The organism is Pseudomonas sp. Leaf434, assembly GCF_001425545.1.
In the GTDB taxonomy this organism is placed as follows: domain Bacteria; phylum Pseudomonadota; class Gammaproteobacteria; order Pseudomonadales; family Pseudomonadaceae; genus Aquipseudomonas; species Aquipseudomonas siliginis.
In genome coordinates, this window is sequence record NZ_LMQZ01000012.1 from 248,700 (window position 1) to 260,517 (window position 11,818).

Annotated in this window: 13 protein-coding genes; 5 read left to right on the forward strand and 8 right to left on the reverse strand. The window is 61.2% G+C overall.

Annotation, left to right across the window (positions count from 1 at the left end; genetic code table 11):
* Positions 1 to 35 precede the first annotated feature (35 nt).
* Positions 36 to 749: a PA5502 family lipoprotein gene (locus tag ASG55_RS24630; RefSeq protein WP_016772339.1), complete on the forward strand. Its 714-nt coding sequence runs from the start codon at positions 36 to 38 to the stop codon at positions 747 to 749.
* A gap of 94 nt (positions 750 to 843) precedes the next feature.
* Here ASG55_RS24630 and katE read toward each other — a convergent pair whose 3' ends face one another.
* Positions 844 to 2,985: a catalase HPII gene (katE, locus tag ASG55_RS24635; RefSeq protein ID WP_056791237.1), complete on the reverse strand. Its 2,142-nt coding sequence runs from the start codon at positions 2,983 to 2,985 to the stop codon at positions 844 to 846.
* 263 nt (positions 2,986 to 3,248) lie between these two features.
* Here katE and ASG55_RS24640 point away from each other — a divergent pair, with 263 nt between their 5' ends.
* From ASG55_RS24640 to ASG55_RS24650, 3 genes are all read left to right on the forward strand, one after another.
* The gene (locus ASG55_RS24640; protein WP_016772338.1) at positions 3,249 to 4,256 is read left to right on the forward strand and encodes a methionine ABC transporter ATP-binding protein; all 1,008 of its coding nucleotides are present in this window, start codon (positions 3,249 to 3,251) and stop codon (positions 4,254 to 4,256) included.
* Positions 4,256 to 4,930, forward strand: a complete 675-nt coding sequence (locus tag ASG55_RS24645) for a methionine ABC transporter permease (protein WP_016772337.1) — start codon at positions 4,256 to 4,258, stop codon at positions 4,928 to 4,930. The genes ASG55_RS24640 and ASG55_RS24645 overlap by 1 nt, the downstream gene beginning before the upstream one ends.
* A 64-nt stretch (positions 4,931 to 4,994) precedes the next feature.
* Positions 4,995 to 5,765, forward strand: coding sequence for a MetQ/NlpA family ABC transporter substrate-binding protein (locus ASG55_RS24650; RefSeq protein ID WP_056791240.1), 771 nt, complete (start codon positions 4,995 to 4,997; stop codon positions 5,763 to 5,765).
* A 281-nt stretch (positions 5,766 to 6,046) separates the two neighbouring features.
* Here the strand turns inward: ASG55_RS24650 and ASG55_RS24655 are convergent, their stop codons facing one another.
* From ASG55_RS24655 to ASG55_RS24675, 5 genes are read right to left on the reverse strand one after another with little or no spacing between them, the layout of a single operon-like run.
* A complete protein-coding gene (locus ASG55_RS24655) occupies positions 6,047 to 6,682 on the reverse strand; it encodes an SCO family protein (RefSeq protein WP_056791242.1) in 636 nt (211 codons plus the stop codon).
* Positions 6,679 to 7,578, reverse strand: coding sequence for a heme o synthase (gene cyoE / locus ASG55_RS24660; RefSeq protein WP_056791245.1), 900 nt, complete (start codon positions 7,576 to 7,578; stop codon positions 6,679 to 6,681). The genes ASG55_RS24655 and cyoE overlap by 4 nt, the downstream gene beginning before the upstream one ends.
* On the reverse strand, positions 7,566 to 8,645 hold the full coding sequence (locus ASG55_RS24665; RefSeq protein ID WP_056791248.1) for a COX15/CtaA family protein: 1,080 nt from the start codon (positions 8,643 to 8,645) through the stop codon (positions 7,566 to 7,568). Before ASG55_RS24665 ends, cyoE begins: the two co-directional genes overlap by 13 nt.
* 10 nt (positions 8,646 to 8,655) lie before the next feature.
* On the reverse strand, positions 8,656 to 9,249 hold the full coding sequence (locus tag ASG55_RS24670) for a hypothetical protein (RefSeq protein ID WP_056791251.1): 594 nt from the start codon (positions 9,247 to 9,249) through the stop codon (positions 8,656 to 8,658).
* On the reverse strand, positions 9,215 to 9,955 hold the full coding sequence (locus ASG55_RS24675) for an SURF1 family protein (protein ID WP_056791254.1): 741 nt from the start codon (positions 9,953 to 9,955) through the stop codon (positions 9,215 to 9,217). Before ASG55_RS24675 ends, ASG55_RS24670 begins: the two co-directional genes overlap by 35 nt.
* Positions 9,956 to 10,025: 70 nt before the next feature.
* Here ASG55_RS24675 and ASG55_RS24680 point away from each other — a divergent pair, with 70 nt between their 5' ends.
* Complete coding sequence (locus ASG55_RS24680; protein ID WP_056791257.1) at positions 10,026 to 10,229, forward strand: twin transmembrane helix small protein; 204 nt, start codon at positions 10,026 to 10,028, stop codon at positions 10,227 to 10,229.
* Between the two features lie 9 nt (positions 10,230 to 10,238).
* Here the strand turns inward: ASG55_RS24680 and ASG55_RS24685 are convergent, their stop codons facing one another.
* Both ASG55_RS24685 and ASG55_RS24690 read right to left on the reverse strand, forming a co-directional pair.
* The gene (locus ASG55_RS24685; RefSeq protein ID WP_056791260.1) at positions 10,239 to 11,126 is read right to left on the reverse strand and encodes a cytochrome c oxidase subunit 3; all 888 of its coding nucleotides are present in this window, start codon (positions 11,124 to 11,126) and stop codon (positions 10,239 to 10,241) included.
* A 25-nt stretch (positions 11,127 to 11,151) separates the two neighbouring features.
* Complete coding sequence (locus ASG55_RS24690) at positions 11,152 to 11,703, reverse strand: cytochrome c oxidase assembly protein (protein WP_016772328.1); 552 nt, start codon at positions 11,701 to 11,703, stop codon at positions 11,152 to 11,154.
* Between the last annotated feature and the right edge of the window lie 115 nt (positions 11,704 to 11,818).

Genomic DNA, 11,818 nt, shown 5'->3' on the forward strand with positions numbered 1-11,818 from the left:
TTGGCCGCTTTTTGCGCAATTAGAGAGTCGCAGGAATGAAGCCGTTCGCCTCCCGTTATCTGCTCCTTGTCGCATTTTCAGTGCTACTGGGCGCCTGCCAAAGCACGCCGCCGGTGGCTGAAGTCCCGGACGCGCGGGCTACGGCCATCGCGCAGCTGGAGCAAAGCCTGGCCAGCAGCGAACTGGCCACCGCCGAAGACCAGTTGGCCGCGTTGCAGGCCGCGACCCCCAACGATCAGTCCCTTGAGCAGTACCAGCGGCAGCTGGCCGAGGCGTACCTGCGCCGCAGCCAGATCGTTCTGCAGAAAGGCGATGTCAACGCTGCCGCCACCGCGCTCAGCCGCGCCCGTGCTCTGATGCCCAAGGCGCCAGCGCTGACCGGCGGCGTCAACGGCGCGATCACCGAAGCGCGCAAGGCCGAGCTGGAAAAGGCCGAGGCCGCGCTGCTGGCTGCCGAAGCCAGGCCGAAAGCCAAGGTCATCGACCCGACCGCCGAGAGCACCACTGTTGCGTTGAACATCGGCGATATTCACAAGCTGCAACGGCAACTCGATGCTATCGCCGCCGATGTGGTGAATTACGAATGCGCTGTCAGCATTCAGGCGCCGCGCACCGCGGATTATCCTTGGCTGGCGACGTTGCTGAGCAAGCGAGTAAAGAAGCTCGATCCTGATTTTGATTTGCAGATCGAGAAGCAGATCTTGCGCACGGTTCCGGCGCAGATGGTTTTAAGCCCGCGCAAGCCATAAAAAGCTTCGCGAGCAGGCTCGCTCCCACAGGTGCAACAGCGTACCTGTGGGAGCGAGCCTGCTCGCGAAAGCGTCCTCTCAGCCAATAAAGATCTTAAGCCGGAATAGCCTTGGCCTTAGGCTCCCGCGCCCAGACCCGATGCTCGCCGATCGCGGCGAAGAACGGTTTGGTCAACGCCCCTACATCCGCGCCCTGCAGCAGCCCAGCATCCGCATCCAGCTTCAGCAAGTCCTGCAATTGCTTGGCCTCGCCGTGCAGCGCGATCGCCTTCAGGTGCTTGTAGGCTTCGAGCAGGTAGTGCAACGCCACGCCGTCACCGCTCAACGCGGTAATCGACGCCGCGCCACCCGGTACGAACACCGCATCGAACGCAATTGAAGGCATGCCTTCCATCGACGCATCCACCGGCAATGCCTTGCCGTCAGCGGTCTTCACTGGCGCCGAGGTCGGGCCAAGCAGTTTCGCGTGGGCGCCCTCGGCTTCCAGCGCCTTCTTCATCGCATCGATGGCCGCAGCGTCAGCACCGTTGGCAGCAAGGATCGCCACTTTGCGCGTCTTGATGTTGCCCGGCAGCAGGTTGGCCTGGCTCAGCGCTGGCGATTGCTCCAGCGAGGTCTTGCGCACTTCGACCGTGCCTTTGGCGGGTGCCGGCAAACCAAGGTTTTCAGCCACGCGTTTGGCCAGGTTCAGGTCGATATTGGCGAGGATCTCGTTCACTTCACGGGCACGGATGAACTCACGTTCGACCTTGCCCAGCTCGAAGCTGTAGGCAGCGATGATGTGCTCTTTCTCGTGGTCGCTCATGCTGTTGAAGAACAGGCGGGCCTGGGAGAAGTGATCGCTGAACGACTCGCTGCGCTGACGGATCTTCGCTGCGTCGATGCGCTCCGGGTAGCTCTCGAAACCACCGTCCTGTGCCGCCGGCGGGGTTTCTTTCGGCCAGCCGCCGTCGATCGAGTTCGGCTCGTACGAGGCACGCCCCTTGTCGATGGTGGTGCGGTGTTGCGCATCGCGCTGGCCGTTGTGGAACGGCGCCACCGGACGGTTGATCGGCAACTCATGGAAGTTCGGCCCGCCGAGTCGGCTGATCTGCGTGTCGGTATAGGAAAACAGCCGACCTTGCAGCAACGGGTCATTGGAGAAGTCGATACCCGGCACAATGTGGCCAGGGCAGAAGGCGACCTGCTCGGTTTCGGCGAAGAAGTTGTCCGGGTTGCGGTTCAGGGTCATTTTGCCCAGCGGCGTAATCGGGACGATTTCTTCTGGAATGATCTTGGTCGGGTCGAGGATGTCGAAGTCAAAATCGTGTTCGTTCTCTTCTTCGACGATCTGCACGCCCAGTTCCCATTCCGGGTAATCGCCCATCTCGATCGCTTCCCACAGGTCGCGGCGGTGGTAGTCGGTGTCCTTACCGGCGAGCTTCTGCGCCTCGTCCCACACCAGCGAGCAAGTGCCGGCGGTAGGGCGCCAGTGGAATTTGACGAAGCGTGATTTGCCCTCGGCGTTGATCAGGCGGAAGGTGTGTACGCCAAAGCCCTGCATGCTGCGCAGGCTTTTCGGGATCGCCCGGTCGGACATCGCCCAGATGACCATGTGCGCCGATTCCGGCACCAGCGAGACGAAGTCCCAGAACGTGTCGTGAGCCGAGCCGCCGGTCGGGATTTCGTTGTGCGGCTCGGGTTTCACCGCGTGGACGAAGTCCGGGAACTTGATCGCGTCCTGAATGAAGAACACCGGCATGTTGTTGCCGACCAGGTCGAAGTTACCCTCATCGGTAAAGAATTTCACCGCAAAGCCGCGCACGTCGCGCACGGTATCGCCGGAACCCCGTGGCCCCTGCACCGTAGAAAAACGCACGAACACCGGGGTTTTCTTGCCCGGATCCTGTAGGAAACCGGCCTTGGTCAGTGCTGCATGGTTCTCGTAGGTCTGAAAGAAACCGTGGGCGCCGGTACCGCGCGCATGGACGATACGCTCCGGAATGCGCTCATGGTCAAAGTGCGTGATCTTTTCACGCATGATGAAATCTTCCAGCAGCGAAGGCCCGCGCGGCCCGGCTTTGAGGGTGTTCTGGTTGTCCGCGATCTTCACGCCCTGATTGGTGCGCAGCGCCTGACCGGTGGCGTCGGAACGGAAATCTTCCAGGCTGTCGAGCTTGGCGTTGGTGTTGGCGCGATCCGGGGTATCGGTCCCGGCCATTTCGCTTTTATCAGGTGCAGGCTTTTTGATGCTCATCAGACGTAAACTCCTCGTTTGGCCCCGGATGCCTTCCGCAGACCCTTGAGTGATTCCCGGGCACGGCACCCAGGGTTTCAAGTCGCTTAACTAGTGACTGATGAGGCGCTCGGAGCGTTCCTTTTTTATGACCTTTGATCTTGTTATTGCCAAATCGAAGGTTAATTGCGAAATAAATGCTAAGAACCTCTATACGGACAGGCTAAAATGCGCGCCCGGCTAACCGCTGATCCTTTTCCAACGCGCCCCACAAGGTTCGCTACGTGATCGAGTTTCAAAACGTCCACAAGACTTACCGCGTTGCCGGTAAGGATATTCCCGCGCTGCACCCGACCAGTCTCGCCATCGAGAACGGCCAGGTGTTCGGCCTGATTGGCCATTCCGGTGCGGGCAAAAGTACCCTGCTGCGTCTGATCAATCGCCTGGAAGACTCCAGTGGCGGCAAGATCATCGTCGACGGCGAAGAAGTCACCGCACTGGACGCCAACGGCCTGCGCCGTTTCCGCCAGCAGGTCGGGATGATCTTCCAGCACTTCAATCTGCTCGCCTCCAAGACCGTCGCCGACAACGTGGCCCTGCCGCTGACCCTGGCCGGTGAGCTGTCGAGCAGTGAAATCAACCAACGGGTGGCCGAGCTGCTGGCGCGGGTCGGTTTGTCCGACCACGCGAAAAAGTACCCGGCGCAACTGTCCGGCGGTCAGAAGCAGCGCGTCGGCATCGCCCGTGCGCTGGCGACCAAGCCGAAGATTCTGCTGTGCGACGAGGCCACCAGCGCCCTCGACCCGCAGACCACCGCATCGGTCCTGCAACTGCTGGCAGAAATCAATCGCGAGCTGAAACTGACCATTGTCCTGATCACCCACGAAATGGACGTGATCCGTCGAGTCTGCGATCAGGTCGCGGTGATGGACGCCGGCGTGATCGTCGAGCAGGGTCCGGTGGCCGATGTGTTCCTGCATCCGCAGCACCCGACCACCAAGCGTTTCGTCCAGGAAAGCGAGCAGATTGACGAGAGCGAGCAGCGTGACGATTTCGCCCACGTGCCCGGGCGCATCGTGCGTCTGACCTTCCAGGGTGAAGCGACCTACGCGCCGTTGCTCGGCACCGTCGCCCGGGAAACCGGCGTCGACTACAGCATCCTTGCCGGTCGCATCGACCGCATCAAAGACATTCCGTACGGGCAACTGACCCTCGCTGTCACCGGTGGCGACATGGAAGCGGCGTTTGCCCGCTTCACCGCCGCTGACGTTCACATGGAGGTGTTGCGCTAATGGCCGACCTGATGAGTTTCTTCGCCAATATCGACTGGTACGAAATCTGGCTGGCGACTGGCGACACCATGCTGATGCTCGGCGGTTCGCTGTTGTTCACCGTGCTGCTCGGTCTGCCGCTGGGGGTGCTGCTGTTTCTCTGCAGCCCGCGTCAGTTGCTGGAGAACCGTGGCCTCTACGCCGTGCTGTCGCTGGTGGTGAACATCTTGCGTTCGCTGCCGTTCATTATTCTGCTGATCGTGATGATCCCGTTCACCGTGCTGATCACCGGCACCTCGCTGGGTGTGGCCGGGGCGATCCCGCCGCTGGTGGTGGGCGCCACGCCGTTCTTCGCGCGTCTGGTGGAAACCGCGCTGCGCGAAGTCGATCGCGGCATCATCGAAGCGACCCAGTCGATGGGCGCGACCACGCGGCAGATCATCATGAACGCCCTGCTGCCGGAAGCCCGCCCGGGCATCTTCGCAGCGATTACGGTGACAGCGATTACACTGGTGTCCTACACGGCGATGGCCGGTGTGGTCGGCGCCGGTGGTCTGGGCGACCTGGCGATCCGTTTCGGCTATCAGCGTTTCCAGACCGACGTGATGATCGTCACCGTGGTGCTGCTGTTGATTCTGGTGCAAGTGCTGCAAATGGTTGGCGACCGCCTGGTCGTGCATTTCTCGCGCAAATAAGCGGTTTTTTAATCAAGAGGCGCGGGCCATTCGCTGGCGGGCGCCCTCACAAGGAGTTAGCTGAATGAAAAAACTGATCGCTGCTTTCGCCGCTGTTGCGGCGTTTTCGGCCCACGCCGAGACCCTGACCGTTGCCGCCACTCCGGTGCCGCACGCGGAAATCCTCGAGTTCGTCAAACCGGCCCTGGCCAAGGAAGGCGTGGATCTGAAGGTCAAGGTCTTCACCGACTACATTCAGCCGAACGTACAGGTCGCGGAAAAGCGTCTGGACGCGAACTTCTTCCAGCACCAGCCGTATCTTGATGAGTTCAACAAGGCCAAGGGCACTGATCTGGTCGCTGTGACAGGCGTGCATCTGGAGCCACTGGGCGCATATTCGAGCAAGATCAAGGATCTGAAAGACCTGCCCGGCGGTGCCAACGTGGTGATCCCGAACGACGCCACCAACGGCGGCCGTGCGCTGTTGCTGCTGGACAAGGCTGGCGTGATCAAGCTCAAGGATTCGAAGAACATTCTGTCGACCGTCAAAGACATCGCCGAGAATCCGAAAGACCTGAAGATCCGTGAACTGGAAGCCGCGACCATTCCGCGCGTGCTGACCCAGGTCGATCTGGCGCTGATCAACACCAACTACGCGCTGGAAGCCAAGCTTGATCCGTCCAAGGATGCGCTGGTGATCGAAGGCAACGACTCGCCGTACGTGAACATCCTCGTGTCCCGCCCGGACAACAAGGAGAGCGACGCGATGAAGAAACTGGCGGCTGCGCTGCACAGCCCGCAAGTGAAGCAGTTCATTACCGAGAAGTACAAAGGCGCGGTATTGCCGGCGTTCTGATTTGGATGGCTGCAATGAAAAAGGGGACGCCAATGGCGTCCCCTTTTTTGTGTCTGGTGTCTGGCTTTGGACCTGCTTTGAAGCTGCCCCTCACCCCAGCCCTCTCCCAGAGGTAGAGGGGGCCGACSGAGGTGTCTGGCGCTATGCATCGACATGAAAGATCCAGTCGATTATGGATTCAGCACAGCGCTTACAAGTCGGCGTATTGCTTCAGCATCCCCCGATCAGTCCCCTCTCCCTCTGGGAGAGGGTTAGGGTGAGGGGCTTTTCGCTTTCTGCGTTTATTTGCGGTTGAGCATCACCGGCAATTGCGCCACCAGTTTTGTGTTATTCAACGGCGCCCGAATAAACCCACGCTGCGTACCATCCGGCCCGATCACGGCCAGATTGCCGCTGTGGTCCACGGTGTAATTCGGCTTGCTGGTATCAGCCGGAATGAACGGAATGCTCACCGCATTCGCCACCTTCTGCAGCTCTGCGATAGATGAAGGCGTCAGGCCAATGAACTGCGGATCGAAGTAGCCCAGATACTGCTTCAACTGCTTCGGCGTATCGCGGTTGGGGTCCACGCTGACCAGCACGATCTGCAATTTATCCACAGCCTCTTTCGGCAGTTCACTCTTGATCTGTCGCAGTTGCGCCAGGGTGGTCGGGCAGATGTCCGGACAGAAGGTGTAGCCGAAGAACAACAGACTCCATTTGCCTTTCAACTCATCGATTGCAACCGGTTTGCCGTCCTGATCGGTCATGGTCACGTCCGGCAGGTTGCGGCTCTGCGGCAGCAGGATAATGCCGGCGTCGATCAGCGCAGTCGGGTCGCCCTGGCCTTTGCCGCTGAGCACTTTGTTGACGGTAAGCCCAAGGATCAGCGCGATCACGGCGACGAGGATGAAGACGGTTTTCTGGGTTCGGGTCATAGGTTCAACAGTAAGTAGTGGTCTACGAGCAGGGCGATGAACAACAGGAACAAGTAATAAATAGAGTACTTGAAGGTGTTGATCGCCGCGTGCGGCCGACTGCCACGGTACAGCACCACGGCCCATTGCAGAAACCTTGCGCCCAACACCAGCGCACAGACCAGATACAACACGCCGCTCATGTGAATCACGTACGGCAGCAGACTCACCGCCAGCAACGCAAATGTGTAGAGCAGAATGTGCACTTTGGTGTAGTGCTCGCCATGGGTCACCGGCAGCATCGGAATGTCGGCCTTGGCGTATTCCTCCTTGCGATGAATCGCCAGCGCCCAGAAATGCGGCGGGGTCCAGGCGAAGATGATCAGCACCAGCAACAGCGGTTCGGCGCTGACATGGCCGGTGGCGGCGGTCCAGCCGAGCAGCGGTGGCGCCGCGCCAGCGAGGCCGCCGATGACGATGTTCTGCGGCGTCGCACGCTTGAGAAAACCGGTGTAGACCACCGCGTAACCGAGCAGCGAGGCGAGGGTCAGCCACGCGGTCAGCTGATTGGTGAAAGTCAGCAGCAGCGCCTGACCGAGCAGCGCCAGCACCAATGCGAAGGTCAGCGCCGCCGCAGGTGAAACCCGGCCTTCGGCCAAGGGACGTTTGTGCGTGCGCGCCATTACCGCATCGATACGCCGATCGACCACATGATTGACCGCCGCCGCACCGCCGGCACACAACGCAATGCCCAGATTGCCAAACACCAGCACTGTCCACGGTACGCCCGCGCGGGTGGCGAGGAACATGCCGACCAGCGAGGTGATCAGCATCAGCACCACGACTTTCGGTTTGGTCAGCTCCAGATAATCGCGCCACAGCGCTTGCGCCGCACGCTCGCCGATCAGACTCGCCATGGCGTTTCTCCTTTCAATGCGATGGGCGCAACGGCAGGTTTGTGCGCACTCAAGCGCCAGCGCGCCAGCACCGGTTGGCTCACCCGCAGCAGGCTGGTGCGCGCGTGATAATTGACCAGTACCAGCGTCAGCAACAGCGCCGCACCGCCAGCGTTATGGGCGACGGCCACCGGCAGCGGCAGATGAAACAGCACGTTGCTGATGCCGAGGGTGATCTGCGCCGCAAGGGCGATCAGCAGCAAACCGGCCAGTCGGGTCATGCCCACCACTTTCAACTGCCAGGCCAGACCGAGCAGTACGACCGTCACCAGCAAAGCGCCGATGCGGTGTGTCAGATGAATGGCCGTGCGCGCGTCGCTATCGAGTTGTCCGCCGAGATAATTCGGGCCGATGTGCTGGGTCAGGTGAAAACCATTGGCGAAGTCCGCCGGCGGCAGCCATTGGCCATGGCAGGTGGGGAAGTCGATGCAGGCCACCGCTGCATAGTTGGAACTGACCCAGCCGCCCAAAGCGATCTGGCCGATTACCAGCAGCAGCCCCGCCGTCGCCCAATATTGCAGGCGCTTCGGTACCGTCAGCGCCGGCAGCACGCCGGATAACCTCAGCGTCAACAGAAACAGCAGACTCAACGTGGCAAAGCCGCCGAGCAAATGTCCGGTGACCACTTGTGGCCAGAGCTTGAGCGTCACCGTCCACATACCGAACGCCGCTTGGGCGATGACCACCGCCAGCAGAAACAGCGGCAGTTTCAGCGGCTGGCCCGGATGGCGCCGGTTGACCCAGGCGCGCCCGGCCAGCACTGAAATCAGCAAACCGAGGGTGCCGGCGAAGTAGCGGTGAATCATCTCGTTCCAGCCCTTGTGCGCCTCCACTGGCGCGTCAGGGAAGTGCAGTTCGGCATGGGCCAGTTGCGCCTCGCTTTTCGGCACGCTGATAAAGCCGTAGCAGCCTGGCCAGTCCGGGCAGCCGAGGCCGGCATGGGTCAGGCGGGTGTAGGCGCCGAGCAGCACTACAATCAGTGCCAGCAGGGTGGCAAACAGCGCGAGGCGAAATCCAGGTTTGGCCATGACGATGCCCTCATCCGATGTTCGACAGTTTCAGCAGATGCCGCAGGTCGTTAAGCAGATCCTTGCCCTTCACATTCGGCTCGTAACGCAGCACCAGATTGCCGTGCGGGTCGACGATCCACAGCTGCGGCACGGCTTTGTCGCCGGTGGTCCTGGCGAACACGCCGGCATCCAGCGGATAGCGCTGCAGTTGCGGATATTCACGGTCGAGCTTGGCGGCGTAATCGGCGCTCAGTGGTTGCGCGGCGGCGAGGGCGTGGCTGGCGCGCCCGGCTTCGCGGCCGAGGCTGATCTGGATCTGCCGCGCCAGATAAACCAGTTGCTGGCAATCGACGGCACAATCCTTCGGCGCCGTGACCAGAATCTGCCAGCGCTGCTCGTCGGCCTGCACGCCGAGGTCGGCGCGGGTCTGGCCGTTGCCGATCAGCTCGCCGTGATAGCTGCGTCCTTCCGGCACCCAGAACTGCAATTTGTACATGCCGGTGGCGAGCAGCATCGGCCCGACCACGCCAAGCACGATCAGCAACAACTGAATGCGCCCGCGCCGGCGGCTGGGAACGGGTTTGGCCTCAGACATGCTGGGTGGATTCATGGCGCTTCCCATGGCGTTTCTCCTTTGCGTTGTGCCAGCCCAAATAGAGGTAAAGACCGAGCAGGGCCGTGGCCATGGCGAACCATTGCACGGCGTAGCCGAGGTGTTTTTCCGGACCCATCGCGACTACCGGCCAATCGGTCTGATAGCTGACCGGGCCGGGTTCGGCACGTAATTCGTAGGCGAAGCCGTCGCGCTCCAGGGTTCGCCACAATTTGCCCGGCTCGACGGCGGTGATGGTCTGCGGCCAGATACTGCTGACCGGATCGGCGTGCAACTGGAACGTTGCGCCGGGGGCGACATAGACCCAGGCGTCGAGCGTCAGCGTCTCGGTGGGTGTTGTAAATTGCGGCGGCACACGCCGGTCGGGCCAAGGCAACCAGCCGCGATTGACCAGCAGCCACAGACCGCTGCGTTGATCCTGAAACGGTTGCAGCAGTTCAACGCCGACCTTGCCGCCACGCTGGCGGTTGTCGAGCAACAGGGTATGGGCGGGGTCGAACTGGCCGTGCAGGCGCACGCGGCGGTAAGCCGGGTCGGCGTTGCCGAGCAGTTCACTGCTGGCCAGCGGTTCGGCCACGCGACGTTCGGCATAACTGGCCAGCAGCGCGGTTTTCTCCGCGCCCCGGCCCAGTTGCCAGAAGCCCAGCGCAACCATCAGCGGCAGCAACAGCGCCACCACGACAGTGGGAATCACGCCCGGGCTAAAGCGCTTCATGGGCGCGCCATAAAGTCAGTCATCGCGATCGCTATACTCAATTGCATCGCCTGTCCCCCGGAGTCTTGCCATGTTCAAAGCAGCGATCGTCCTGATGCTGATTGCCACGGTCGTCAGCCTGTTCAGCGGCCTGTTTTTCCTGGTCAAGGACGACAGCAGCTCCAATCGGCTGGTCATCGCCTTGAGTGTTCGGGTGGCACTGGCCGTGGGCACCGTCGGCCTGATGGCCTGGGGTTTCTACAGCGGCCAGTTGGTGTCCCATGCGCCCTGGTAGCGCCAGCAGTCAGAGGACGTAAACGAAGAAGAACAAACCGATCCACACCACATCGACGAAGTGCCAGTACCAGCTCGCCGCCTCGAAACCGAACTGGTGCTCGTTGTCGAAGTGGCCCTTCATGATGCGCATCAACATCACGAACAGGATGATCGTGCCGATGGTCACGTGGGCGCCGTGGAATCCGGTGAGCATGAAGAACGTCGCGCCGTAGATGCCCGAGCCGAGGGTCAACCCCAGCTCTTTATAGGCGTGGATGTATTCCTCGGCCTGGAAACCGAGGAACGCGATGCCCAGCAGTACGGTGATCGCCAGCCACAGTTTCAGTGCGCCGCGATGGCCTTTCTTCAGCGCATGGTGGGCGATGGTGATGGTCACGCTGGAGCTGACCAGCAGAATGGTGTTGATCAGCGGCAGGCCCCACGGGCTGATGACTTCTTTTGGCGGCGGGAACAGTTTCGGATCAGGTGTGTGCAGCAGCGGCCAGACAAATTCGAAGTTCGGCCAGAGCATGTGCGCGATGCCTTTCGGCCCCTCACCGCCCAGCGCCGGCCCGGACACATGGCGCACATAGAACAGCGCGCCGAAGAAGGCGACGAAGAACATCGCCTCGGAAAAGATGAACCAGCTCATGCCCCAGCGGAACGAGCGGTCCAGCTGCGGGCTGTACAGCCCCGCGCGACTTTCCTTGATCACCGCACCGAACCAGCCGAACAGCATGTACGCCAGCAGCAGGCCGCCGACGAAAAAGATCAGCGGGCCGTGGGAGTCCGGGCGTGCGGCCTTGAGATCGTTGAACCAAGTGGCGAGGCCGTACACGGTGACGAACATCCCGAGCGTGGCGATGATCGGCCATTTGCTCTGGGCCGGGACGTAATAATGCTCATGAGTTGCCATTTATTGTTCTCCTTATCGGCCACGCTCAACCGCCAGTGTTAACAGCCACCGGCGGATGTCGGGCGGTGATATCGAACAGCGTGTAGGACAGCGTCAGGTGCTTCACTTCCTTGGGCATGTCGCGGTCAACGATGAAACGCACCGGCATCTCGATCTGTTCACCGGGTTGCAGCACCTGCTGGGTAAAGCAAAAGCATTCGGTCTTGTGGAAAAACGCCGCGGCGTTGCTCGGCGCAATACTCGGCACCGCTTGCGCACTCATCGGTTTGTCGGTGGGATTGCGTGCGATGAAGACCATCTCGTTCACCGCGCCGGGATTGGCGGTCAGCTCGTCGTGTTTCGGGTAAAAGTCCCACGGCATGTCGGCGGTGTTGGTCGAGAGAAACTGCACGCGCACCTGGCGCGAGGTGTCGACCACTTGCTCGCCCGCATACTGGCCGCCGGTCTTGCCGTTGATGCCGAAGGCTTTGCACATCACGTCGTAGATCGGCACCAGGGCGAAACCGAAGACGAACATCGCCACCACCACCAGCAACAGGCGGGTGACGAGTTTCTTCAGCGAGATCGAGTCAGCCATGGTTCATGCCTCCCTCGTGTTCCCTGGTGGCCGGTGATGCTGTGGTGAGGGGATCTGTGTACATCCACAGAAGATCTGTGAGCATCCACTGGGGATCTGTGCCTCTGCACACATT